This is a genomic window from Nonomuraea polychroma, from assembly GCF_004011505.1.
Classification (GTDB): domain Bacteria; phylum Actinomycetota; class Actinomycetes; order Streptosporangiales; family Streptosporangiaceae; genus Nonomuraea; species Nonomuraea polychroma.
In genome coordinates this window covers 4,973,030-4,997,204 of record NZ_SAUN01000001.1, presented here as the reverse complement: position 1 = coordinate 4,997,204, position 24,175 = coordinate 4,973,030, and the positions used below count along the sequence as shown (strand labels likewise).

Here is a 24,175-nt window from a genome sequence, read left to right as displayed (position 1 = left end):
GCTCCCTTTGAGGCCGAGAAGGAGGAGAGAGACTGGCTCGGCGCTGATGTGCAGGCGTGCGGCCAGTTCTGTGGCTTTTTACCTTTTCCGCCTGCGGTGCCCCGCGTGTACTGGGGGCAGGACGCCGGTGGGCGGGGTCGCGGCGGCCGGTCTGGGGGGCCGGCCGCCTTGCCGACCGGGCGGTCTGCAGGAGGGGCCCGTGGAGGAACCGTCCTTCCGGCGTGATGCCGGAAGGACGGACAGGGCATTTTCCCGAAATTCGGAGTTTGTGGGGAAAGATCACACTACGCTGCTAGCCCGGCAGGTACGAGGGGGTGGCGCAAGGTGTGGATCGCAGCCGCGGGGCTGGCCGCCATCGTCGTGGGAATGGTGGTCTGGTGGCTTCGCCGTGGCCCGGTCAGCGGTGACGCCGGCGGCCTGTTCGAGGTCGAGCGGACGTGGGACTGGGAACGGCGCCTCACGCCCGAGGCCGAGGCCGCGTTCATGGAGGGCCTGCGGGCCTACCACGACGCGGGGAACACCGTGCGCCTCATGGGCGAGCAGGGCCTGCTCACGACAGACGACCCGCCCCGGCTGATCTCCCTGCGGCTGCTCGCCGACGCCTTCACCGCCCTGGGCGACGCCGCGATGCACGATCCGCACGGTACGGTCGCCGCCTTGATGGCACGGTTCACCGCCGCCGAGCGGCCCGGGGTGCTGCACCTGCGGCCGGAGTGGCTCGCCGGAGAGGTGGACGGCATGGATCGGGCGGCCTTCACCGACGCCGTGCGGGCGATGGTGTGCCCGCCGGGAGCGTCCTGGTCGAGCGACGAGGACCGGGGAGCGCTGTGGGTGGCCGTGGCCGTAGGCGAGCCCGCGGAGGAGCAGGCCGGGGTGGGAACGTGCCAAGAGGCCAACACGATGATGCTGGACCTCGCCCGCGTGCTCGACCTCTATCAGGAGGCCCGCGAGAAGCAGCCCGACGCGGCGGCAGGCGAGCTGCTGCGCGAGGTCGTGTCCGGCGTGCTCGCCGCCGGCGGGCCGGGTCTGACCTGGACGCGTACGCCCACCCCCGAGGAGCGCCGGGTCGTGGCGGACGGTCTTACGCGTTGACCTCGGCGCGGCCGTGCCGCCAGTAGCCCATGAACGCCACCGCGCGCCGATCCATCCCGCGCTCGGCCACCAGGTGCCTGCGCAGGGTCTTGATCACGGCCGCCTCGCCGGCCAGCCACGCGTACAGCGAGTCGGCCGCCTCCTCCTGTGGAACCTCCCACAGTTCCTCGGCGTCGACGTCCACGTCGTCGAAGACCTCGGGCTGCGGCAGCAGCGGCGGCAGCAGCCGCTCGGCCGCGGCCCGCACGGCGGGCACGAGCAGGCCGCCGCGCTCGGCGCCGTTCCTGGCCAGCCAGCCGACCTTCACCGAGCAGGCGGTCTGGACCGGCAGGAAGTCGTCCTCGCAGGGGACCTCCATGAGGGCCTCGCCCACGACCCCGGCGGGCAGGCGTTCGAGCACGGAGCAGATCGCGGGCACGGCGGTCTCGTCGCCCGCGATGAGCACGGTCTTGCTTCCGGCCGGCGGGCGGAACTCCAGGCCGCCGTGCCATCCGTCATAGCGGGCGTTGGGGCCCATGAGGACGGCGATGTCGCCGGGCCGCACCCGCTCCGCCCACTGGGCGACCGGGCCGTCGCCGCCGGGGTGCATGACCACGTCGACATCCACCTCGCCGACCTCCCTGCGCACCTGCCTGGCGGTGTACGTGCGCATCGGGTTGCGCTTGTCGTCGTCGAGCGCCCGCCATTTCATGAACCAGTCGGGCCCGGTCGGCAGGTAGGCCAGGCCGTGCCCGGGAACCGGCAGGATGAGCTTGATGCGCTGGTCGAACCCGTTGTCGGCGAAGTGATGGAGATCCTCTCCGGTGAACGTCACCCGCAGGAACGACGGGCTCAGCCGCTGCAGCCGCTCGACCCGGACGTGGAACATGTGGAAGGGCTCGCTCATCCCCGACCTCCATCGACATTAGGTGAGCCTAACCTAATCGATCACGGGCGGGATCGCCAATGGCCGGCATCGCGGCGGCCACCTCCGCGGCGGCCGCACCGGCGCGTCACGGTCACCTCCGCCTCGGCGCTGACCAGCGCCCTGCCGGCCAGCGGCGCCGCGTCTGGATCGGCCACAACTCCTTCGGCAACGGCTACGACGCCGCCGTGGACGTCAAGCGGGCCGGCGACTCCGTCACCATCTCGTGGAACAAGGTCTCCTACCACAGCAAGACCATGCTGCCCGGCCACGACGACGGCGACAGCACCGAGGGCCGCGGGCGCGGGCCGCATCTCCGTCTGACCTCCCGAACGGCCTTTCCCCTCCCGGCCCCTCCGGCTCCCGTCCCGGAAGGGCCGCCCCGCGACCGGCGAGAACCATCGATTCAGGTAGCGTCTCCACTCAGGTCACACCCCCGCCTGAGTAAGGAGCCCGACTTTGTCCCCCGTGATCCTCTCCGCCGCGGGCACGGCCCTGCTGCTCGACACCGACGGCCAGGGCCTGCCGCGGGTGCGCCACTTCGGCGCGGACCTCGGCCCCGTCGCCGGGCCCGACCTCCTTCCCGCGCTTGGCTCCCCGGCACCCGCGCTGCCGCTGCTGCCCGCCCAGGGCGACAGCTGGTACGGCAGGCCGGGCCTGTCGGGCACCAGGACCGGCGAGCACTGGCCGGTCCGGTGGACCCTCGACCGGCTCGACGTGGACGCCGCCCCGGGCGCCGGCGGCACGGTGACCATCGCCGCCTCCGACGAGCAGGCGGGACTGGCGCTGGTGAGCGAGCTGGCCATGGACGCGGGCGGCCTGGTGACGCTGCGGCACACGGTGACCAACACCGCTGCCACGCCGTACCGGCTGGCGGGGCTGACCTGCGCGCTGCCGGTGCCCGCGCGGGCCGGCGAGCTGCTGGACTTCACCGGCCGGTGGGCGCTGGAGAAGGTGCCGCAGCGCAGGCCGTTCGGGCACGGCGTGTGGAGCAGGGAGAACCGGCGAGGCCGCACCGGGCACGACGCCACCGGGCTGCTCGTGGCCGGCACCGACGGGTTCGGCTTCCGCGGCGGTGAGGTGTGGGCGGTGCACGCCGGCTGGAGCGGCAACCACGTGCACTACGCCGAGCGGCTGCACGAGCAGCTCGCGCTGCTGGCCGCGGGCGAGCTGCTCGAGCCCGGCGAGATCACGCTGGCCGAGGGGGAGAGCTACCGCACGCCGCTGGTGTACTTCACCTGGTCCGGCAGCGGCCTGGACGAGGCGAGCGCCCGGCTGCACGAGCACCTGCGGGCCGCCCGCCCGCTCCCGGTCCGGCCGGTCACGCTCAACAACTGGGAGGCCACCTACTTCGACCACGGCCTCGACCGGCTGCTGGAGCTGGCCGACAAGGCCGCGGCCGCCGGGATCGAGCGGTTCGTGCTCGACGACGGCTGGTTCCGCCACCGCCGCCACGACCGCGCCGGGCTCGGCGACTGGTACGTCGACGAGGGGGTCTGGCCGGACGGGTTGCACCCGCTGGCCGACCACGTGCGCAAGCACGGCATGCAGTTCGGGCTCTGGTTCGAGCCGGAGATGATCAACGAGGACTCCGACCTGGCCCGCGCCCACCCCGACTGGATCCTCGGCCGGTCGGAGCGGATGCCGCCGCCGCAACGCAACCAGCAGACGCTCGACCTGGCGGAGCCGGGGGCGTACGCCTACCTGCTGGAGCGGCTCGACACCCTGGTCGGCGAGTACGCGCTCGACTACATCAAGTGGGACCACAACCGCGACATCGCCGAGCCCGTCCACGACGGCGTGGCCGGCGTGCACGCCCAGACGGAGGCGACCTACCGGCTGCTGGACGAGCTGCGCCGCCGCCACCCCGGGCTGGAGATCGAGTCGTGCTCGTCCGGCGGCGCCCGCGTCGACTACGGCATCCTCGCCCGCACCGACCGGGTGTGGACCTCCGACAGCAACGACGCCCTCGACCGGCAGGCCATCCAGCGCTGGACGGGGCTGCTCGTGCCGCCGGAGCGGATGGGCGCCCACGTCGGCGCGCCGCGCGACCACATCACCGGCCGGGCGCTGCCGCTGGCCTTCCGCGCCGGCACGGCGTTGTTCGGGCACATGGGCGTGGAATGGGACCTGACCTCGGCGAGCGAGGCCGACCTCGACGAACTGGCCACGTGGATCGCCCTGCACAAGCGGCTGCGGCCGGTGCTGCACGCCGGGAAGGTGGTCCGGGCTGACCACCCCGACCCGTCGTCGCTGCTGCACGGCGTGGTGCTGCCCGAGCGCGGCGTGTTCGGCTACGTCCAGCTGACCTCCCGCGTGGAGTCCGCGCCCGCGCCGCTGCGGCTGCCGGGCCTCGACCCCGCCGCCCTGTACGAGGTGCGCGTGGCCGGGCCCGTCCCCCAGGGCGCGGCGATGCCGCCGTGGGCCGCGATGCCGGAGTGGGCCGCGGCGCCGGTGCGGCTGCCCGGCGCCGCGCTGGGCGAGCTCGGGCTGCCCGCCCCGGCGCTCCGCCCGACGTCGGTGCTGGTCATCGAGGTGGAGAGGATCTAGTCACGGCCGGGGGGCTGTGGCCGGCCCAGGTCCAGCTCCGAGCCGCCGAACCTGTCGCGCAGGAAGCGGCCCTGATCACGTAGCGCCTGCTCGTCGCCCCGATGGATCGCCTCGGCGACCTTACGCATCTGGGCGTCGAGCAGCGCCAGCTGAGCCAGCAGCTCCTCGTGCGCGCTGCGCTCGCGATCGGCCCGGCGGGCCAGCGCGTACCCGCGCGGCAGGTTCGCGTAGGCCTCCAGGCTCGCGGGCAGGTAGCTGCGGATCGTCTGCGACACCACGTGCAGCTGGTCCGGGGACGCGGTCAGCTGCTCGGCCCGGCTGAGCACGTCGTCGATGACCTCGCCCAGCGTCAGCACCGCCCGGTCCACGTCGGCCGGGAAGCGGCCCTCGATCCGGCGCAGCAGCGCGTACAGGTCCTCCCGCAGCGCCCTCGTCTCGACGTCGGCGTGCGAGATCGTCAGCTTGACGCGGTCGGGCGGGGCGAGCAGCGCGCCCACCCCGTACAACGCGACCACGACCACCGGCCAGTACGCCCCCGCCAGCCCCAGGAAGTGTGCCAGCAGGCCGAGCAGCGCCAGGCACGATCCGGCGATGTTCCTGTTCGAGCCCAGGTACCGCAGCACCCGGTCACTGATAGCCACGGATCTCCTTGAACGCGCTGCTCAGCGACGTCGAACGGGCGTCGAACACGGCGCCGCCGGTCAGCTGCGCCACCTGGCGCATCTCCTCCACGTCGCTCTCGCCGAACAGCACCACGAACGTCGGCGTGCGCCGCCGCTCCTCCGGCAACGACCGGTAGTGGGACGCGAAGGCGGCGTAGTCGCTGCCGTCGGTGTTCTCGCCGTCGGTCATGAGCACGATCGAGCTGTAGCGGCCGGGCGTCACCGGCCGGTCGTAGGCCGAAGCGAGGCTGTCGTAGATCGCGGTGCCGCCGTCCGCCTCCAGCTCCTCGGCGAACGCCTTGATCTGCGCCAGCACCGGCTCGGGGTCCCGCTCGGGGACGGTGAACGCGACCGGGTCGCGCGCGCTGTCGTCGAACGGGATCATCGTCACGGTCTCCCTGTTGAGAAACCGTGTGAAGGCGCCGGACGTCGAGGTGTCCGCGCCGGTCAGCGCCACGAGCGCGGTGCGCAGCGCGTCGATCCTGTCGCCCCGCATCGACCCGGACGTGTCCAGCACGAACGTCGCCTCCGACGGGATGCGCACCTGGTTGAGGTAGGTGGAGATCAGCTCGTCGGCCGTGCTGCGCCGGTTCGGGAACGGCAACTCGATGAGCTGCGCGGCGCCGAACTTGGGATCCTGCGCCACGCCCGGCACGATCGGCCGCCGGTGCGTGCCGGTCCTGATCTCCTTCTGCACGGCGGGCGTGCGCAGCCAGGCGGCGAGCTTGCCGTACAGGGCCTTCTTCTCCTCCGGGGCGGAGGCCAGCAGCGTGAGCGGGTAGTCGGCGCTGACCACGCCGTCGCTGGGGTAGACGAGCGTGACCTTCTCGCGCAGGCCCAGCAGCACCGACTCGTAGTTCACCATCCCGTCCACGCCCGGGTCGCGGGCGTACGCCTCGGCCAGCCAGCCCGACGAGCCGGCCGTCAGCCGCTGCGCCGAGAAGAACTCCTTCAGCTTCGGCGTGACCCCGGCCACCTGCTCGGCGCTGAGCGCGCCGTCCGCGTCCGACAGCGCCGCCGCCACCCCCACCAGGGCGGAGAAGCCCGAGTTGGAGGAGGCCGGGTTCGTCATGCCGAAGCTGAAGCGGCCGCTTTTGGCCGCCGCCGCGATGTCCGCCCACGACACCGGCTTGCCGTCCCAGCCGAGCTCGGCCGCCTTGGCCGGCTTCAGCCCCAGCACCACGGGCGAGACCATGGTCTTGGTCTGGGTGGACAGCTTGGCCTGCGCGCCGTCGATCAGCGACAGGTAGCGGTTGGAGGAGAACCAGATCGCGTCCACCCGTTCGGCGGCCCGGCCGCTCGCGACCTGCTCGGCCCCGTCGAGCGTGCCGGTGTAGGCCAGGCTCACCTTGACCCCGGCCTCCTGCTCGGCCCGGCGCAGCAGCGGCTCCAGGTCCTTGATCTCGCTGCCGGCCAGCACCCGCAGCACATCGGGCCTGTCGGCGAGCTCCCCGCCCTCGCCGTCCGAGCCGCAGGCGGCCGCCAGCAGCAGCGCCACCGCGATCAGCGCCCGCCTCACTCGGCACCGTCCCTGGCCCGCTCCAGGTACGTCTTGGCGTGGTCCAGCTCGGCCGACAGGCTGTCCACCGTGGTCGCCATGCTCTCGACCGCCTTCGCGCGGAAGGAGTCGATGAGGTCCATCGTGGCGTAGACGTTGTCGAACGCCTGCCGCAGCGTGTCCAGGTCCACGTTCGCCGAAGCGGCCTGGTTCTGGATCGCGCCCGCCTGCGTGCGCAACATCTCGCTGGTGGCCAGGATCAGGTCGCTGGTCGTGGCGTTCAGCGCGCTGATCTGGTCGAGCACCAGCTTCTGCCCGGCCAGCGCCTGAGCGACCGTCACCGCCGTGCGCAGCGCCGCGACCGTCGTCGTGGTGGCGCGGTCCACGCCCTTGCTGAGCTCCAGGTTGTTCTTGCGTACCAGGTCCAGCGCCAGGTAGCCCTGCGCCGAGACGGCAAGCTGGGTGAGCAGGTCCTGATGCTTCTGCCGCACCGCGAACAACGCGTCCGAGCGCAGCGCCGCGGCCCGCTGCTCGTCGGCCTGCGCGATCTGCTCCTCCAGGGCCGCGTCCATGGCCTGGGCCATGACGGCGTACTCCTGCAGCCGCGTCATCGCCTCCCACAGGTTCGCCTTCTCGCCCTCGATGGCGGCGTTGTCGCGCAGCAGCTCGTCCTGGCCGGACTTCAGCGCGCGGATGATGTCGTCGATGTGCCTCTGCGCGGAATGGAACTTGGCGAAGTAGTCGCGCAGCCGGTCGCCGAACGGGATCAGGCCCAGCAGCTTGCGCGCCCCGCTCGCGGCCTGCTTCGGATCCAGGTCCACGACGGTACGGCGCAGCGCCACGAGGTCTTTCGCGACCTTGGCCTGGGCGTCGGCGCCCTCGCCCCTGGCCGCGTCCAGCGCCGCCACCGGCCGCTTCAGCATGCGGTTGGCCACCTGCGAGGCGGACCTGATCTCGGTGTCGCCCATCGAGGAGATGTCGTGCACCTTGCGGGAGAACTCGGGCGAACGCGGGTCGAGCCCGCTCAGCTCCCCGGCGAACGCGCGCGCCTTGGCGGTCAGCTCGGCCGCGCGCTCGCCGGCCATCGGCAGCATGCCGGCCGCCGTCTCCGCCGGCACCGGCGCGACCGGCGCGGGCGGCGTGAGCACCAGATCGGACACGTGAAGAACTCCTTGGTCAGGGCCGGGCGGCGTCGATGGTCGTGATCAGCTTGTCCAGCCGCTCGTACGTGGGCGGCTCGACGACGTCGACGAGTTCGGCCGCGGCCGGCGCCTTCGTCTTGGCCACCAGGTCGGCGAATGCCTGGGGGCCGGTGGTGCGGAAGCCGTACGCGGCCGCCAGGGCCAGCAGCTTCGGGTCCTTGGTCAGCAGCTCGCCGACCCGCGTGCCCTGCCCCGAGAGCGGGACCAGGGTGTGCTTGCTGAGCACGGTCGGCGACGGGTAGACCAGCCGCATGTCCGGTTTGATCGCGCCGTCGCCGGCGAAGACGCGCGCCAGATACTGCGCCTCGTAGACCACCAGCATCGGCGTCTTGCCCGCGCCCAGCGCGAGGTAGTCGTCGAACGACGCCTCGCTGGTCGACTCGGCGAAGCCCTGGTCGAGCACGGCCGGTGCGAGAACGGGCGCGACCTTGGCGATCTGGGTGTCGGAGCTGATGACGTCATCGCCGTTGGCCACGTAACCGATCACCGACAGGTACATGGCGGCGGAGTTGGACGTGCGGATGTCGGTCGTGGTGAGCAGCACCCGTTTGCGAGCCGGGTAGGCCGAATTATCGGGAATTTGGTCCCATCGAGTGCCTTTGGCCACTAGTTCTAGATATTTCTTAATGTCGAGGGTTTGATGGCCTTTGCCGGAATCTCGCAGCACGCCGGCCTTCGTCAGCAGCGCCGCGATCGGCTCGAACGTCGCCACGGCCATGGGCGAGTAGAACGGCGAGAACGTCGTCGTGGCCTTGCGGTCGCGCTTGATCCGCTCCGCGGCCGGAACGCTGGAAGGGAAGGCGAAGGCGTACCTGCTCAGGTCCACATCGGTGACGATCTGCCGGGAACCGGCCGTGTCCACCTCGACGCGCAGGCCGTGCTCGGCGAAGGCCGCCTTGACCCGCGGATCGTCGAAGAACGGCTTCTTCTCCGACCCGATGACCCCCCGTACCAGGGCCAATTCCGGGCCCTTGTCCTCCCGGCCGCCCAGGAGAATCGCGACCACCGCCACCCCGGCCAGAACCACCGCCAAAATGACGCCGATCCAACGCTTCATCGCACCCCGTTTCGTGAAATGTCCCCCATAGCTGGGATTATGGAAGGGCGGCCGGGGGATTCGCGCGGGTGGGAAGCCGACCGTACGGCAGAATTCATGCGCCGTTCACGGACGGTCGGACAATCCAGGACATTGCGCTAAGATCATCGGCATTCTTGCCCGAGTCTGGGCCGCCGTCCGCCTGTGCCGCTTCGCGCGCGTGGCCGCCGTCATCGTCGCGTTCTGCCTGACCGCCGTCGCCGCCGCCACGGTGGCCGCCGCCGTCTCCGGCGGTGAGCCGGACCCGCTGTGGTACTGCCGCCCCGGGTCGTCTGGCTGCGGCGGCTGCTTTACCTCGACCTCGCCGGAGGGTTGGTGCTCTGGGACCTGGTCGAGGTGCTGTCCGATGTGGGAGGGCATGTCCCCGCACCGGTCCGCCCAGCCGCTGTAGCTGAACCGCGCCTCCTTCTCGGCCACGACCACGGCGAGCGGCAGCACGAGCGCCGTCGCCGCGCCGAGCAGCTGCGGCACGCCCGTCCTTGCGACGGGAGCGGGAGACGATGTGCCTCACCGTCAAGGCGTTCGCCGCCGCCCCGCCGCTGCGGCTCCAGGGCTGGGAGGACGTGGTCGAGGTGGGGATCGTCAGCCACCGAGGAGCACCTGATCGTGGTCTACCCCGGCCGCTCCACCGAGAAGATCGTTCACCGTCCGCGGCAACGTCCCTCTTGACGGTGGGCACCCCCACGGTTGACACTCTCGCAACACGTTTCATGCGCAGTGTGATGTTAGCGCTAACAATTGAGGAGTCGCCGATGCGACGACGCGCTCTGGCGTGCCTGGCCGCGTTAGCCGCCACGGTTTCGCTCGTGGTGTCGCCCGCCCAGGCAGCGGCCGCCGACGGCCCGGTGCTGTGGTACAAGCTCGACGAGCAGGCGGGAGCGGTGGCGGCGGACTCCTCCGGCAACGCCCGCCACGGCACGGTGCGCGGCACGGCCGGCTGGGGCGACGGGCTGACGTTCAACGGCAGCGACACCGACGTGAAGCTGCCGAACGACGTCATGAAGGGCCTGGACTCGATCACCGTCTCCACGGACGTCCTCGTCGACCCCGGGCAGCGCACGCCGTACTTCATCTACGGCTTCGGCAACACCAGCGGCACCAGCGGCAACGGCTACCTGTTCGCGACCGGCAATCACCTGCGCGTCGCGGTCGCCAGCGGAAACTGGTCGACCGAGCAGAACACCCGCCTGTCGACCTCGCACAACCTGGCCCGTGGCGGCTGGAAGCACCTGGTCTACACCCAGACGGGCACCACCGGCGTCCTGTACGAGGACGGCGTGGAGATCGGGCGCAACACCAATGTCACGATCACGCCGGGCTCCATCGGCGGCGGCACGACCACGGCCAACTACCTCGGCCGGTCGCTGTACTCCGCGGACCGGCTCTTCCAGGGCAAGCTGCGGGACTTCCGCATCTACGACCGGGCGATCAGCGCGGACGAGGTGAAGGCGCTCGCGCAGCCGGCCGTCACCGCCGCGCTCGCGGCCGACAAGCAGGCCCTCACCCTCGGCGACACCAGCGCCGTCACCGCCGACCTGACGCTGCCGGCCGCCGCGCCCGGCGGCTCCAAGGTCACCTGGGCGACCAGTGACGCCTCGGTGGTCACCGCCACCGGCAAGGTCACCCGGCCCGCGAACGGGCAGCCGCCCGCCACGGCCACGCTCACGGCCACCCTGGCCAGGGGCGCGCTCACCGACACCAAGACGTTCGAGATCACGGTCATGCCCGAACACGACGACACGAAGATCGCGCAGGACGCCGCCGCCGCGCTCAAGGTGCACGGCGTCGACGACGTGCGCGGCAACCTCACCCTCCCCGTCACCGGCGAGAACGGCACCACGGTCTCCTGGGCCTCCGGCAAGCCGTCGGTCATCACGCCGACCGGAGAGGTCACCCGCCCGGCCCACGGCGCCGGCGACGTCACGGTCACGCTGACCGCCACGGTCACCAGGAACGCCGCCACCGCCACCCGCGAGTTCACCGCCAAGGTGCGTGAACTGCCGGCCGAGCAGGACTACAAGGGCTACCTCTTCAGCTACTTCACCGGCGAGGGGACCGCGGACGGCGAGCAGGTCTACTTCGCCCTCAGCCGCGGCAACGACCCGCTGCGCTGGCGAGAGCTCAACGGCGGCAAGCCCGTGCTCACCTCCACCCTGGGGGAGAAGGGCCTGCGCGACCCGTTCATCATCCGCTCGCCCGAGGGCGACAAGTTCTACCAGATCGCCACCGACCTGCGGATCTTCGGCAACGGCAACTGGGACGCCGCCCAGCGCACCGGCAGCAAGTCGATCATGGTGTGGGAGTCGACCGACCTGGTCAACTGGGGCGAGGGCCGGCTGGTGAAGGTCTCGCCCGACACCGCAGGCAACACCTGGGCGCCGGAGGCGTACTACGACGAGACCCTCGGCGCGTACGTCGTCTTCTGGGCCTCCAAGCTGTACGCCGCGGACGACCCGAACCACACGGGCAACACCTACAACCGCATGATGTACGCCACGACCCGCGACTTCCGCACCTTCAGCGAGCCCAAGGTGTGGGTGGACCCGGGTTACTCGGTGATCGACTCGACGGTCATCAAGCACGGCGGCACGTACTACCGCTACACCAAGGACGAGCGGAACAACAGCTCGACCACCCCGTGCAGCAAGTTCATCCTGGCCGAGACGTCCACCTCCTTGCTCAACACCAAGTGGGACTTCCTCTCCGAGTGCATCGGCAAGGGTGCCATGAGCCAGGGTGAGGGCCCGACCATCTTCAAGTCCAACGACCAGGAGAAGTGGTACCTGTTCATCGACGAGTTCGGCGGGCGCGGCTACATCCCGTTCGAGTCGACGAACCTGGCCTCGGGCACCTGGACGCCGTCGGCGAACTACTCGCTGCCGGCCAGGCCCCGCCACGGCACCGTCATCGGCGTCACGCAGGCCGAGTACGACCGGCTGCTGCGCGCCTACGCGCCCGGCCAGCTCGTGGAGAGCGCCGAGGAGGTCAAGGTCGTCACCGGCATCGGTGACGCGCCGATCCTGCCGGAGAAGGTGACCGCCACGTTCGCCGACGGCAGCACCGGCTCGGTCGCCGTCACCTGGGACGAGGTCCCGGCCTCCGCCTACGCCCAGGCGGGCACGTTCACCGTGCAGGGCACGCTGCCCGACGGCGCGTCGGTGCGGGCCAAGGCGACGGTCACCGTGTCGGCCGAGGGCGTGCCGGTGGAGAGCCTCACCGTCTCACCCGCCGAGCTCCGGCTCGGTGTCGGCGTGAGCCGCCAGGTCAAGGCCGTCGTCGAGCCCACCAACGCCACCGCCAGGCAGCTCACCTGGACCAGCGCCGACCCGTCCGTCGCGACGGTCAGCGCCACCGGCCTGGTCACCACGGTCAAGGCGGGCACGACCGAGATCACGGTACGCACCGCGGACGGCTCCAGGACCGTCACCATCCCCGTCGAGGCCACCGCCGCGATCCCGGCCGACCTGCTGCTGCACTACACCTTCGACGAGAAGGGCGGCACCGTCGCCCGTGACGCCTCCGGCCGCGGCAACGACGGCTCATACGAGCGCACCCCGGCGTGGGGCGACGGCGTCCACGGCGCGTCGTTCCAGATGGCGGGCGGCGCCGGCACGTCCACGACCGCGCCGTACGTCACCATCCCGAACGGCGTGCTCAAGGACGTCTCCGACGTCACCGTGGCCTTCCACGTCAAGTGGAACGCCTCCACCACGGCCAACCAGTGGATCTACGGCTTCGGCCCGGACCGCAACAAGTACCTGTTCACCGGGCCCCGCAACGGCGCCGGCGTGCTGTTCTCGGCGATCACCACCGGCAGCTGGCAGGCGGAGTCGTCCATGCGGCACTCGGCGGCGCTGCCCGGCGGCGCGTGGAAGCACGTCGCGGTGACGCTCGACTCGGCCGCGAAGACGATGGTCATGTACCTCGACGGCGTCGAGATCGCCCGCGTGGCGAACGTCACGGTCAAGCCGTCCGACCTGTACGACGCCGCCAAGAGCTACGGCGGTTACATCGGCAGGTCGCTGTACGCCGAGGACCCGTACTTCGCCGGCGAGGTGGACGACTTCCGCGTCTACGGCCGCGCGCTGCCGGCCGCGGAGGTCTACGATCTCGGCGGCGACCCCGCCGCGATCACCGGCGTGACCCTGCCGCAGCTCAAGGTCGACGCCATCGTGGAGGCCGACGGTGGCCGGATCACGCTGCCGCTCAAGGAAGGCAGCGACGTCACCAAGCTGGCGCCGCAGCTCACCCTCGCGCCCGGCGCCGCCGTCAGCCCGGCCTCCGGCGCGGAGCAGGACTTCACCGAGCCCGTCACCTACACCGTCACCGGCGCGGACGGCACGAAGCGGGAATGGAAGATCACGGCGCTCGTCATGAAGAGCCCCGTGCTGCCCGGCCTGTACGCCGATCCCAACCTCGTGGTGTTCGGCGACCGCTTCTACCTGTATCCGACCACGGACGGCTTCGCCGGCTGGAGCGGAACCCAGTTCACGGCGTTCTCCTCGACCGACCTGGTGCACTGGACCGACCACGGCGTCATCCTCGACCTGGGGCCCGACGTGTCGTGGGCGGACAACAGCGCCTGGGCACCGGCCATCGCGGAGAAGGACGGGAAGTACTACTTCTACTTCAGCGGCGGCATGGCCACCGGCAACACGGCCAAGCACCTGGGCGTGGCGGTGGCGGACTCGCCGACGGGACCCTTCCGCGACGCCCTCGGCAAGCCGCTCGTCCCCGCCGGGACCTACAGCGGGCAGATGATCGACCCCGCCGTGTTCCAGGACGACGACGGGCAGCACTACCTGTACTGGGGGAACGGCAACTCCTACCAGGTGCCGCTGAACGCCGACATGGTCTCGTTCGACGCGGCGAAGGTGAAGACGTACAAGCCGGCCGGATACAACGAGGGCTCCTTCGTCGTGAAGCGCGACGGCACCTACTACTTCATGTGGTCGGAGAACGACACCCGCAGCGAGGACTACCAGGTCGCCTACGCCACCGGCGAGACGCCGCTCGGCCCCTGGACCAAGCGCGGCGTCATCCTGCGCAAGAACCTCGCGCTCGGCATCAAGGGCACCGGGCACCACTCCGTGATCCGCGTGCCCGGCACCGACGACTGGTACATCGCCTACCATCGCTTCGCCATCCCGGGCGGCGACGGCACCCACCGGGAGACCACGATCGACCGGCTGGAGTTCGGCGACGACGGCCTGATCAAGGCCGTGACGCCGACGCTGGAGAGCGTCGATCCCGTCGCGGTGGTGACCGCCGGGCCCGACGCCTCCGGCGCCGAAGGCGCCGCCATCGCGCTGACCGGCGCGTTCTCCGGAGCGGGCACGCCGGCCTGGCGGTACGAGGCCGCCGACGGGGCGGAAGGCACCTGCGTCTTCGCCGATCCCGGGGCACCGCGCACCACGGTGACCTGCACGGACGAGGGCGCCTACCGGGTCACGCTGGCCGCCGGGCGCAGCCGGGACACCGCGACCGTCACCGTCGCCAACGCCGACCCCGACATCACCCGCGTGTCGGGACCGCAGGATCCCGTCGCGGCGGGCAAGCCTGTGCAGCTGGCGGTCACGTACACCGACCCGGGCACGGATGACACGCTGACCTGCCAGGTCGACTGGACGGACGGCACCACGGGACCGTGCGCGGAGGGGCACGTCTACACCAAGAGTGGGATCTACCAGCCGGTGGTCACCGTCGGCGACGGTGATGGCGGCAAGGTCGTGGTGACGGCCGATCCCGTCGTGGTCTACGACCCGAAGGCCGGGTTCGTCACCGGAGGCGGCTGGATCGACTCACCGGCCGGAGCGCAGCCGGGCAATCCGGCGGCGACGGGCAAGGCCGCGTTCGGGTTCGTGTCGGCGTACCACAAGGACGCCACCCGCCCGGCCGGGCAGACCATGTTCGCGTTCCCGGCAGGGGGCGTCGCCTTCGTCGCCACCCACTACGACTGGCTCGTGGTGACCGGCGGCGAGGTCCGCTACCGGGGCGTCGGCAAGGTCAACGGCAAGCCCGGGTACGCCTTCACGGTCACGGCATCCGACGGCTCGCCCGACCGCTTCCAGATCAGGATCTGGAAGGAGGCCGGGGGCGAGGTCGTCTACGACAACCACGGCACCGACATCGGCGGGGGTGAGATCGTCGTTCACCCCGGCAGGTAAGCGCAGGGTCATGCGGTGAACGCGCTTTAATGCCGCCGCAACCGCGCCGGCCGTGATCATGTAACAACCCGTACCGAGACTGGGTGCCATGAGCGATGCACCTAAGGTCATGCACCTACGTTCCGGACGTGACATGCGACAGGGCACCCAGCAGGGACGCTCGTGGCGGCGGGAGATCGCCGAGCTCGCCGCCCTGTTCCTCGCGGTGGGCCTGGCGCACCTGCTCGCGACGTTGCTCGGGCACGAGGACCCGGGGCCCGTCGTGCTGATCGGGCTCGGCGTGGCGTTGATCCTCGGCGCCGCCGTGCACAAGCGGATCGGCCGGCGCCCCGCGCGCAGGGGCGCCGTGCTCCCGGTGGACGACGGAGCCGGCTCCCCGATGGCGTTGTGGCGCATCCGGATGCGGGTGGTGGAGCGCCCAGGACGCCTCGCGACGGTGGCCGGCGCGTTCGGCCGCCTGGGCTGCAACATCCTGGCGCTGCACATCGCGCCGACCGGCAGCAGCGCCATCACGCCCGCCGGCTGCGACGCGCTCGACGAGTTCGTCATCGAGGCGCCGCGCGACCTGGCGCTCGACATGCTCGCCCGGGCGCTGGCCGAGGCCGGCGGGCACGACGTCGTCATCGTCCGCGCCCAGGTCAAGGATTTGACCGACCCCGGCGTGCAGGCGCTGGTCCTGGCCCAGCGGGTCAGCGCCGACCCCGACCGGCTGCCGGAGGCGATGGCCGAGCTGCTGCGGGTCTCGCAGGTCGAGTGGCGGCGGCCCGGCGACACCGTGGACGAGGGCGCCGAGCTCAACACCACCATGGTGATCTCCGTCAACCCGGACCGGGCCCTGCTGATCAGACGGCCCGAACTGCCGTTCACCCCGACCGAGGCCGCCCGCGCGGCCGCCCTGACCGCAGCCGCCCGCCAGGCCCGCTACACACCCTCACCCTGACCCCGCCACCCAGGCCCGCTCGCGCCTGTCGGCCCGCCTGTGCCCCGTCCGGCCGCCTGCGCGTTCTGCCGGCGACGCCCGGTGGGCCGGGCAGGGCAGGCGGTGCAGGATGGGGCGGGCGGAGCCGGAGCCGGGGCCGGGCGGTTGGGCACGGGGGCCGTGGCGGGTGGGGCGAGGTCAGGTGCGGCTCTTGGACCAGCTTTCCAGGCCGGCCGCGTCGATGGGCAGGGCGGCGGAAAGGATCTCCGCCCCGGTCTCGGTGACCAGCAGGTCGTCCTCGATCCGCACGCCGATCCCGCGCAGCTCAGGCGGCACCGTGCGGTCGTGGGCGTGGAAGTACAGGCCCGGCTCGACCGTCAGCACCATGCCCGGCGCCATCCGCGCCCCCTGATAGGCCTCCGGCCGGGAGCGGGCGCAGTCGTGCACGTCCAGCCCCAGATGGTGGCCGATGCCGCAGATCAGGTAGCGGCGATGGTGCTGGCCCTGCCCGGACAGCGCCTCGTCCACCGAGACCGGCAGCAGCCCCCAGTCGTGCAGTCCGTGCGCGATGACCTCCATGGCGGCGTGGTGGAAATCGGTGAACGCCCGGCCCGGCGCGACCTGCGCCAGCCCCGCCCGGTGCGCCCGCTCCACCAGGTCGTGCACCTGCCGCTGGGCGGGGGAGAAGGCCCCCGACACGGGGAAGGTGCGGGTGACGTCGGCGGTGTAGTGGCTGCGGGCCTCGACCCCCATGTCGAGCAGCAGCAGCTCGCCCGCGCGCACCGGCCCGTCGCAGCGCACCCAGTGCAGGGTGGGCGCGTGCGGCCCGGCGCCCACGATGCTCGCGTAGCCGGGGCCGTTGCCGTACGTCCTGGCGTACCGGTCGAACGTGCCCTGCAGCCAGCGCTCGCCCCCGCCCGCCACCGCCGCCGGCACCTCGGCGAGCACGGCGGCGAAGCCCTCCATGGTGCGGTCCACCGCCTCGCGCAGCTGCGCGATCTCCCACTCGTCCTTGATCATGCGGAGTTCGGCCAGCGTCCGCCCGAGCTCTTCCGAGCACTCCGCCCACCCGGGACCCGCCGTCAAGGCGCCAGGGGGCGGCCCGGCGAAGCCGGGCAGCGGGCGCACCTCGATTCCGAGCGCGGCCGACCACTCCTCCAGCGACGGCGACGGGCCCACCCACAACTCGCCGTAGGCGGCGTCGGAGAAGAAGCCCGGGTCGCCGGGACGGGCCGGCGGAGGCAGGTACAGGGTGGCGTCGCCGTCCCGGACCACCGCCACCGCGCCCTCCACCGCGCAGCCGGTCAGCCAGAAGAAGTCGCTGTCCACGCGGAAGTCGTAGGCGGTGTCATTGCTGCGCACCGGCGCCCGGCCGGCCGCGACGACCACCGTCGCACCGGGGAGCGCGGGCGCGAGGCGGGCCCGGTGCGCGGCGGCCGCCTCGGCGGCGCCCGGCACCAGGTCGGGGGTGCGGGCGGGGGAGTCCCAGCCCTGGGAGATGTACTCGGTGAACGCGGGGATCTCCGACAGTTTGGGCAGCCTGCCGTCACTCACCGGTGATTCCTCCTCCCATGTCGCGGACCAACTCGGTCAAGCGGGCGAAGACGCGGTCCTCGCCGATGCCGTCGTGCTCATACTCGTTCGTCACCCACGCCTGCGCGTTGCCGACCCGGGCGGCGGTGTCCAGTTGCAGGCCGGAGTCGACGTACATGTCGTCGAAGTAGACCGCCGCGGCCACCGGCACCTCGTTGGCGGCCAGCCGGTCCAGGTCGTACAGCCGCGGCCACTGCGCCCGCTCGGCGAGCAGCTCGACGGCGGCGCGGAAGGGCCGCAGCGCGCGGATCTCCTCGAACATCCAGGGATAGATCATCTCCCCGGTGAACAGCAGCGGCCTGGCATCCTCGGCGAAGGCCGGATGCCGGGCCCGCTCGCGCTGCGCCGCCCACGCCGTCGCACCGGAGCCGGAACCGTAGATGCTCTCCTGCAACGCCGCGAACAGCGGGTTGTCGGCGAAGGAGGTGCGTGCCAGCACCTGGTGCAGGAACGTCTCCGGCAAGCCATCCGCTTCGTCCAGCAGCCAGTGCATACGCTCGTAGCCCGGCTTCATGCCGAAGTCGAGACCGAGGGACTGCAGCCGCCGCACGGTCAGCACGTCGCCGTCCGGCAGCCGCACGTTCCCCTCGGCCAGCCGGTCGGCGAGCCGCGCGACGGTCTCGGCGTGGTGCGGATAGCGGCGGTAGAACGCGGCGTTCTTGGCCGCCACCCGGGGATAGGTGCGCCGGTAGACCTCCTCGGCGTCCGGCTCCAGCGCCGGCAGCCCGCCCGCCACGTAGCAGGCGCTCAGCCCCTCCGGCGCCGCCGACAAGTACGTCAGCGTCAGGAAGCCGCCGTAACTCTGCCCCAGCGTCGACCAGCGTTTGCCGCCGAAGACGGTCTTCCGCAGATGCTCGGCGTCGGCCACGATCGAGTCCGCGCGGAAACAGGCCAGATACCCGGCCCCTTCCCGGGCGCCGAGCGCGCTCATCACCCGCCCGTCGATCCGCGAGCTGCGGCCCGTGCCGCGCTGATCCAGCAGGATCACCCGGTACGTCTCCAGCGCCCGCCCCAGCCACCCCGACGTGCCCACCGGCCGCGGCCCCTTGCCGCCCGGACCGCCCTGCAGGAACAGCAGGCACGGCAGGTCCTCCCGGTCGCGCGCCGGAGCCACCAGCTCCCGGGCGAACACGCTGATAGCGGCCCCCGGGTCCGTCCAGTCGAGCGGCACCTCCACCACGTGGTCGCGCACCCGCATCCCGGGAATCGTGTACGTCGCGGAGATCATGACCGTGCCCCCTCCCTCCTGCGGCGCTCCCACTCCGGGTTGATGCGCGGAATGGCCGCCAGCAGCGTCCTGGTGTACTCGTCGCGCGGGTCGCCGAACACCTGCCCGGTGTCGCCCAGCTCGACGATCCGCCCCTTGCTCATCACCGCCACCCGATGCGCGATCTGCCGGACGACGGCCAGGTCGTGGGCGATGAACACGTAGCTGAAGCCGCTCTCCCGCTGCAGCCGCCGCAGCAGCTCGATCACCTGCGCCTGCACCGACACGTCCAGCGCGGACACGGCCTCGTCGCAGATGACCAGCCTCGGGTTGACGGCCAGCGCCCGGGCGATGCCGATGCGCTGCGCCTGCCCGCCGGAGAACTGCGCCGGATACCGCAGCGAATGGTCCGGGTTCAGCCCGACCCGCTCCATGAGCTCCTTGGCGTGCGCCCGCCGGCTCCCGTTCGGCGCGATGCCCTGGTAGTCCAGCGGCGCCATCAGGATCCGCTCCACCGTGTGGCGCGGGTTGAGCGAGGAGAACGGGTCCTGGAAGACGACCTGGACGCCGGCGCGGAAGCGGGCCAGCGCCGCCCCCTGAGCCCGGGTGACGTCCTCGCCCTCGAACTCCAGCGTGCCCGCGGTCGGCTCCATGAGCTTGGCGATCATGCGGGCGGTCGTGGACTTGCCGCTGCCCGACTCGCCCACCACGGCCAGCGTCTCGCCGGGCCGCACGTCGAAGCTCACCTGGTCGACGGCCGTGAACTCGGCCTTCGCGCCCAGCGGGCCGCGCGAGAGGAAGCGTTTGGTCAGGTCCGTCGCCCGCAACAACGTCATGCGCTCACCTCGTCGTCGATCGGGTCGTCGATGCGCGGGACGCTGTCCAGCAACATCCGGGTGTAGTCGTGGCGGGGCTCGGCGAACACCTGCTCGGCGGTGCCGTACTCGACCTGCTCGCCCTGCCGCATCACCAGCACGCGGGTGGCGATGGAGCTGATCACCGCCAGGTCGTGGGTGACGAACACCAGCCCCATGCCGCCGCTGCGGTCGGCGAGCAGGCGAAGGATCTGCGCCTGCACGGTCACGTCCAGCGCCGTGGTCGGCTCGTCGGCGATCAGCAGCGCGGGCGAGCACGCCAGCGCCATCGCGATCATGACGCGCTGCCGCTGCCCGCCCGAGAACTGGTGCGGGTAGAAGCCGGCCCGCCGCTCCGGCTCGGGCAGCCCGACCTGCTCCAGCGCCGCGACCGCGACCTTCCTCGCCTCCTTCCTGGAACCGCCGCGGTGCTCGCGGTAGACCTCCTCGATCTGCAGGCCGACCGTGTAGTACGGGTTCAGCGACGACAGCGGATCCTGGAAGATCATCGACATGCGGTCGCCCCGCAGGCGCCGCAGCTCCCGGTCCGGCCGCCCGAGCAGCTCCACGCCGTCCAGCCGTACGCTGCCGCTCGCCCGGGCGCCCTTGGGCAGCAACCCCATGATCGCCAGGCTGGTCAATGACTTGCCGGAGCCGGACTCGCCGACGATGCCGAGGGTCTCGTCCCGGTCCAGCGTGAAGGACACGCTCTTGACCACGTCCACCGGCCCGCGCGTGGTCGGGAAGGTGACCGACAGGTCCTCCACGACAAGCAGGTCGCTCATCTCGCCGCGATCCTCACTCTCGGGTCCAGCGCCGTGTACAGCAGGTCCACCACCACGTTCCCGACGACCACGAAGAACGCCGCCAGCAACGTCACCGCCATGATCACCGGCTGGTCGTTCTTCGCGATGGAGTCGGCCGCCATCTTGCCGACCCCGTTCAGCCCGAACACCGTCTCGGTGATCAGCGCGCCGCCCAGCAGCGCCGCGAAGTCCATGCCGAAGATCGTGGCGATCGGCGTCAGCGCCGGGCGCAGCGCGTGCCTGCGCAGCCTCAGCGCCGGGTTCAGCCCCTTGGCCCGGGCCGTGCGCATGAAGTTCTCGGCCAGCGTGTCGATCACGTTGGCGCGGGTGAGCCGCGCGTACAGGCAGGCGTAGCCGGTGGCCAGCACGACCCACGGCATCAGGTACGACTGGAACCACACCACCGGGTCGTCGCCGAACGCCACGGCCTGCGGGAACGGCAGCACCTGGAGCTGCACCACCAGCACGTACTGCAGGGCCAGGGCCAGCACGTAGTTCGGGACGCTGGAGCCGCCCAGCGCCAGCCCCATCGCCGCCCGGTCCCACCAGGTTCCCTCCCTGACCGCGCTCAGCAGGCCCGCGACGATCCCGACGAGCAGCCACAACACCGCCGCCCCGATCGCGACGGTCGCGCTGACCGGCAGCCGCTCCACCACCATGTCCCACACGGACTGGTTGGTCTGGAAGCTGTGGCCCAGGCACGGCGCCGCGCAGTGCACGAGGTTCGCGCCCTCGCCGTAGTCGCGGCCGGCGAAGAGCCCGGCGAGGAACGACACGAACTGCGTGACGAACGGCTCGTCCAGCCCCAGCACCGAGCGGATCTGGTCGATGCGCTCCGGCGTGCACGTCTTGCCGCAGATCATCACCGCCGGGTCCGGCGACAGCGCGAAGAAGATGACGAACGTGAACAAGCACACCAGGAAAAGGATCATCACGACACCGGCGGCCCGCCCGGCCAGGTAACGCGTCATCACGAGGCCTCCCCGGCGTCCAAGGCGGCCCGCAACCGGTCGCCCAGCACCGTCAGCGACAACACGGTCAGGAACAGGAACGTGCCCGGGATCGCGAAGTACATCGGGTCCACGGCGTACCAGCCGACCGAGCTGTAGATCATCTGACCCCACGACGGCGTCGGCGGCGCCACCCCGACCCCCAGGAACGACAGGCCCGCCTCCGTGCCGACGTAGCCGGGCACGGCGAGTGTGGTCATCACGATGAGGGAGCTGCGCAGGTTGGGCAGGATCTCCTTGAACACCAGCGCCGCGGTGGACGCGCCGGAGGCCCGCGCGGCCTCCACGAACTCCCTGTTCACCAGCGTCATCGTCTGCCCGCGCACCACCCGCGCGAGATACGGCCAGCCGAACCCGCTGATCACCAGGACCAGCAGCACCTCCCGGTTCCCCTGCGGCAACGACGACAGGATCGCGATCATGAAGATGAGCGCGGGAAAGGCCATGAGGAAGTCCATGACCCGGCAGATCACCTGATCCACCCAGCCCTGGCGGAAGCCGGCCAGCATGCCCAGCACCACTCCCAGCAGGGTGGTCAGCGCCGTGGCCGCCGCCGCGATCAGCAGCGACACGCGCGCGCCGTAGGCGATGCGGGCCAGGATGTCGCGCCCGTTCTGCGGCTCGACGCCAAGGGGGTGCTCGGCGCTGATCCCGCCGAGCGCGCCGTGCGGCACCCCGCCCAGGTCGGTGTTGACCGCCGCGGTGTCGAAGTCGTTGGGGCCGTGCCCGATGATCGCGCTGATCAGCGGTGCGAAGATCGCCATCAGTACGATCAGCGCCAGGAACGAGGCGCTCAGCACCGCGCCGCGGTCGCGCAGCAGCGCGCCCGCGACGCGGCGCCCCGACGTGGTGGGCGCCCCCGTGTGAATCGCGAGCGTCATCTACTTCGTCGGCTTCGCCAGTCCGACGGACACCAGGTCGATGCCGCCGGAGTACGCGTTGGACTGGTAGGCGCCCGCGATGTTCGAGCCGACGACGAGGATGACCTTCTCATACGCCAGCGGCACCACCGGCGCCAGCTCCATGATCTGCTTGTCCAGCTCGCCGTACGCGGCGTTGGCCTGCTGGGCGTCCTCCATCGCGGCGATCTCGTCGATCCGCTCGTTGATCGCCTTGTCGTTGATCTGGGCCAGGTTCGCGTTGCCCTTGGGGGTGATGTTGCGGCCGTCGAACAGCGGCGGCAGGAACGTCGCACCCGACGCCCAGTCGGGGCACCAGCCGGTGACGGCGGCGTCGCTCTGCTGCGCCGGTGTGCCGATGACCTCGTAGTACGTCGACGTGTCGATGTTCTTGATCTTGACGTCGATCTTCACCTGCTTGAGCGCCTCCTGGATCGCCACCGCGACCGCCGCCATCTTCGGGATCGTCCGGCTGTCCAGCGTCAGGGTGAACCCGTCGGCCAGGTCCGCCTCGGCCAGCAGCTGCTTGGCCTTCTCGACGTCGTAGGGGTACGGGTCGTAGTCCACCCGGCCCGCGACCGTGGGCGGCTGGATCGACGTGCCCTTCTGCGCCAGGGTGGCGCCGCCCATCGCCGCGACGATGGTGTCCTTGTTGATGGCGTGGTTGATCGCCTGGCGTACGCGGACGTCGCCCAGGGGTTTCTTGGTGGTGTTCAGCCCCATGTAGGTGGTGCAGCCGTTGAGCCCGGACAGCGTGCGCGCCTTGATCTGCGGCGTCTGCACCCGCGCCACCGTCTGCGCCTGGATGGACGCGGCGATGGCGTCGGCGTCCTTGCCCTGCCCGGCCAGCATGCGCTCGTCCATCGTCGCCGGGTCCAGCCCGAACGTCCACTCGAACGCGTCCGGCTTGGCCGCGCGCACGGTGTCGGTCTCGCGCTTCCAGTGCGGGTTGCGTACCAGCTTCAGCGACGCGCCGCGCTGGTAGCTCGCCACCTTGTACGGCCCGCTCGCGATCGGCTTGGTGTCGAACGCCGCCGCCGCGCCGGTCCCCTTGGGGAACGGGGTGAAGTTGACCATCGCCAGCGCGCTCGGGAAGTCGGCGAACGGCTTCTTCAGGTGGAGGACGACCGTCTTGGCGTCGGGCGTCTCGATGGTGTCGAGATCCCCGGACAGGTACGGGCCCTTGTAGTCCTTGGGCGCCTCGAGCAGTAACCGCGCGTACGGCGAGCCGATCCCCGCCTCGGGGTCGAACGCACGCGAGAAGCCGAACTTCACCGCCTCGCTGGTGATCGGCGTGCCGTCCTCGAAGAACACGTTGTCCTTGAGGGTGTACGTCCACGTCTTGGCGTTGTCGGACGGCCTTCCCGTGTCGGTCGCCAGATCCGGCACGATCTTCGTGCTCTCGGCCCCCGGCCCCGCCCCGAACGTCGTCAGCCCCCGGTAGATGAGCCGGTAGAAGTTGTTCACACCGCCGTCCCAGCCGCGTGCCGGGTCCAGGTGTGAGAAGTCCGCATTGGCCAGGACGTGCACGGTGCCGCCGGTCGCGGCGGGTGCGCCAGGCCCGCCTGACGAGCCGGCGGCGGGCGCCCCGCCGCCCCCGCCCCCTCCGCACGCCGTCAGCCCCAGGACGACGGCCATGGTGACGCTCGCGAATCCCGCCGATCTCCTCATGTCACCTTCCCAGTAATGTGTGGCATTGCACTGGACCATAGGTGT

General features: G+C 71.4%; 18 protein-coding genes and 1 pseudogene. 5 read left to right on the top strand and 14 right to left on the bottom strand.

Going from position 1 to position 24,175, the window contains the following annotated elements; genetic code table 11:
• Nucleotides 1–324: 324 nt before the first annotated feature.
• Entirely contained in the window at nt 325–1,092 is a 768-nt protein-coding gene (locus EDD27_RS22850; RefSeq protein ID WP_127934178.1) for a hypothetical protein, read from the top strand.
• Here EDD27_RS22850 and EDD27_RS22845 read toward each other — a convergent pair.
• Nucleotides 1,082–1,978: a siderophore-interacting protein gene (locus EDD27_RS22845; RefSeq protein WP_127934177.1), complete on the bottom strand. Its 897-nt coding sequence runs from the start codon at nt 1,976–1,978 to the stop codon at nt 1,082–1,084. The two genes, EDD27_RS22850 and EDD27_RS22845, sit on opposite strands and share 11 nt — an antisense overlap.
• A gap of 41 nt (nt 1,979–2,019) precedes the next feature.
• Nucleotides 2,020–2,154 (bottom strand): hypothetical protein, encoded by a 135-nt coding sequence (locus EDD27_RS57885; RefSeq protein WP_277750745.1) that lies wholly within the window; start codon nt 2,152–2,154, stop codon nt 2,020–2,022.
• Between EDD27_RS57885 and EDD27_RS57880 the strand changes: the two are divergent.
• A pseudogene (locus tag EDD27_RS57880) lies at nt 2,146–2,289 on the top strand (pectate lyase family protein); the annotation flags it as partial. The gene EDD27_RS57885 and the pseudogene EDD27_RS57880 sit on opposite strands and share 9 nt — an antisense overlap.
• Nucleotides 2,290–2,464: 175 nt before the next feature.
• Entirely contained in the window at nt 2,465–4,546 is a 2,082-nt protein-coding gene (locus EDD27_RS22835) for an alpha-galactosidase (protein WP_241564833.1), read from the top strand.
• On the opposite strand, the gene EDD27_RS22830 is transcribed toward EDD27_RS22835, so the two are convergent.
• The 5 genes from EDD27_RS22830 to EDD27_RS22810 form a co-directional block, all read right to left on the bottom strand.
• Nucleotides 4,543–5,187, bottom strand: a complete 645-nt coding sequence (locus EDD27_RS22830) for a hypothetical protein (RefSeq protein WP_127934175.1) — start codon at nt 5,185–5,187, stop codon at nt 4,543–4,545. The two genes, EDD27_RS22835 and EDD27_RS22830, sit on opposite strands and share 4 nt — an antisense overlap.
• Nucleotides 5,174–6,727: a vWA domain-containing protein gene (locus EDD27_RS22825; RefSeq protein WP_127934174.1), complete on the bottom strand. Its 1,554-nt coding sequence runs from the start codon at nt 6,725–6,727 to the stop codon at nt 5,174–5,176. The genes EDD27_RS22830 and EDD27_RS22825 overlap by 14 nt, the downstream gene beginning before the upstream one ends.
• Complete coding sequence (locus tag EDD27_RS22820) at nt 6,724–7,866, bottom strand: toxic anion resistance protein (RefSeq protein WP_241564199.1); 1,143 nt, start codon at nt 7,864–7,866, stop codon at nt 6,724–6,726. Before EDD27_RS22820 ends, EDD27_RS22825 begins: the two co-directional genes overlap by 4 nt.
• A 16-nt stretch (nt 7,867–7,882) precedes the next feature.
• Nucleotides 7,883–8,965 carry a hypothetical protein gene (locus EDD27_RS22815; protein ID WP_127934173.1) on the bottom strand — a complete coding sequence of 361 codons (1,083 nt, stop codon included), beginning with the start codon at nt 8,963–8,965 and terminating at the stop codon, nt 7,883–7,885.
• 105 nt (nt 8,966–9,070) lie between these two features.
• Nucleotides 9,071–9,475: a hypothetical protein gene (locus tag EDD27_RS22810; RefSeq protein ID WP_127934172.1), complete on the bottom strand. Its 405-nt coding sequence runs from the start codon at nt 9,473–9,475 to the stop codon at nt 9,071–9,073.
• A gap of 281 nt (nt 9,476–9,756) precedes the next feature.
• Here EDD27_RS22810 and EDD27_RS22805 point away from each other — a divergent pair, with 281 nt between their 5' ends.
• Together EDD27_RS22805 and EDD27_RS22800 are read left to right on the top strand one after the other, a co-directional pair.
• Nucleotides 9,757–15,171 (top strand): family 43 glycosylhydrolase, encoded by a 5,415-nt coding sequence (locus EDD27_RS22805; RefSeq protein WP_206641611.1) that lies wholly within the window; start codon nt 9,757–9,759, stop codon nt 15,169–15,171.
• Nucleotides 15,172–15,259: 88 nt separating this feature from the next.
• Complete coding sequence (locus EDD27_RS22800; protein ID WP_127934170.1) at nt 15,260–16,111, top strand: ACT domain-containing protein; 852 nt, start codon at nt 15,260–15,262, stop codon at nt 16,109–16,111.
• 177 nt (nt 16,112–16,288) lie between these two features.
• Here EDD27_RS22800 and EDD27_RS22795 read toward each other — a convergent pair whose 3' ends face one another.
• Genes EDD27_RS22795 through EDD27_RS22765 form a run of 7 tightly spaced genes read right to left on the bottom strand, consistent with a single transcriptional unit; the run spans nt 16,289 to nt 24,130 of the window.
• Complete coding sequence (locus EDD27_RS22795; protein ID WP_127934169.1) at nt 16,289–17,644, bottom strand: aminopeptidase P family protein; 1,356 nt, start codon at nt 17,642–17,644, stop codon at nt 16,289–16,291.
• Entirely contained in the window at nt 17,637–18,911 is a 1,275-nt protein-coding gene (locus EDD27_RS22790; protein ID WP_127934168.1) for an alpha/beta fold hydrolase, read from the bottom strand. Before EDD27_RS22790 ends, EDD27_RS22795 begins: the two co-directional genes overlap by 8 nt.
• Nucleotides 18,908–19,726, bottom strand: a complete 819-nt coding sequence (locus EDD27_RS58380; protein WP_127934167.1) for an ATP-binding cassette domain-containing protein — start codon at nt 19,724–19,726, stop codon at nt 18,908–18,910. Before EDD27_RS58380 ends, EDD27_RS22790 begins: the two co-directional genes overlap by 4 nt.
• Nucleotides 19,723–20,529 (bottom strand): ABC transporter ATP-binding protein, encoded by an 807-nt coding sequence (locus tag EDD27_RS58375; protein WP_127934166.1) that lies wholly within the window; start codon nt 20,527–20,529, stop codon nt 19,723–19,725. The genes EDD27_RS58380 and EDD27_RS58375 overlap by 4 nt, the downstream gene beginning before the upstream one ends.
• Nucleotides 20,526–21,521: an ABC transporter permease gene (locus EDD27_RS22775; RefSeq protein WP_127934165.1), complete on the bottom strand. Its 996-nt coding sequence runs from the start codon at nt 21,519–21,521 to the stop codon at nt 20,526–20,528. Before EDD27_RS22775 ends, EDD27_RS58375 begins: the two co-directional genes overlap by 4 nt.
• Nucleotides 21,521–22,441 carry an ABC transporter permease gene (locus tag EDD27_RS22770; RefSeq protein ID WP_127934164.1) on the bottom strand — a complete coding sequence of 307 codons (921 nt, stop codon included), beginning with the start codon at nt 22,439–22,441 and terminating at the stop codon, nt 21,521–21,523. Before EDD27_RS22770 ends, EDD27_RS22775 begins: the two co-directional genes overlap by 1 nt.
• Nucleotides 22,442–24,130: an ABC transporter substrate-binding protein gene (locus tag EDD27_RS22765; RefSeq protein WP_127934163.1), complete on the bottom strand. Its 1,689-nt coding sequence runs from the start codon at nt 24,128–24,130 to the stop codon at nt 22,442–22,444. It lies immediately after the preceding gene.
• Nucleotides 24,131–24,175: the final 45 nt, after the last annotated feature.

Coding starts and splice junctions, on each gene's coding strand:
- EDD27_RS22845 (WP_127934177.1), bottom strand. CDS start 1,978: ATGAGCGAGCCCTTCCACATGTTCCACGTCCGGGTCGAGCGGCTGCAG.
- EDD27_RS58375 (WP_127934166.1), bottom strand. CDS start 20,529: ATGAGCGACCTGCTTGTCGTGGAGGACCTGTCGGTCACCTTCCCGACC.
- EDD27_RS22805 (WP_206641611.1), top strand. CDS start 9,757: ATGCGACGACGCGCTCTGGCGTGCCTGGCCGCGTTAGCCGCCACGGTT.
- EDD27_RS22770 (WP_127934164.1), bottom strand. CDS start 22,441: ATGACGCTCGCGATTCACACGGGGGCGCCCACCACGTCGGGGCGCCGC.
- EDD27_RS22775 (WP_127934165.1), bottom strand. CDS start 21,521: ATGACGCGTTACCTGGCCGGGCGGGCCGCCGGTGTCGTGATGATCCTT.
- EDD27_RS22790 (WP_127934168.1), bottom strand. CDS start 18,911: ATGATCTCCGCGACGTACACGATTCCCGGGATGCGGGTGCGCGACCAC.
- EDD27_RS22765 (WP_127934163.1), bottom strand. CDS start 24,130: ATGAGGAGATCGGCGGGATTCGCGAGCGTCACCATGGCCGTCGTCCTG.
- EDD27_RS22815 (WP_127934173.1), bottom strand. CDS start 8,965: ATGAAGCGTTGGATCGGCGTCATTTTGGCGGTGGTTCTGGCCGGGGTG.
- EDD27_RS58380 (WP_127934167.1), bottom strand. CDS start 19,726: ATGACGTTGTTGCGGGCGACGGACCTGACCAAACGCTTCCTCTCGCGC.
- EDD27_RS22800 (WP_127934170.1), top strand. CDS start 15,260: ATGAGCGATGCACCTAAGGTCATGCACCTACGTTCCGGACGTGACATG.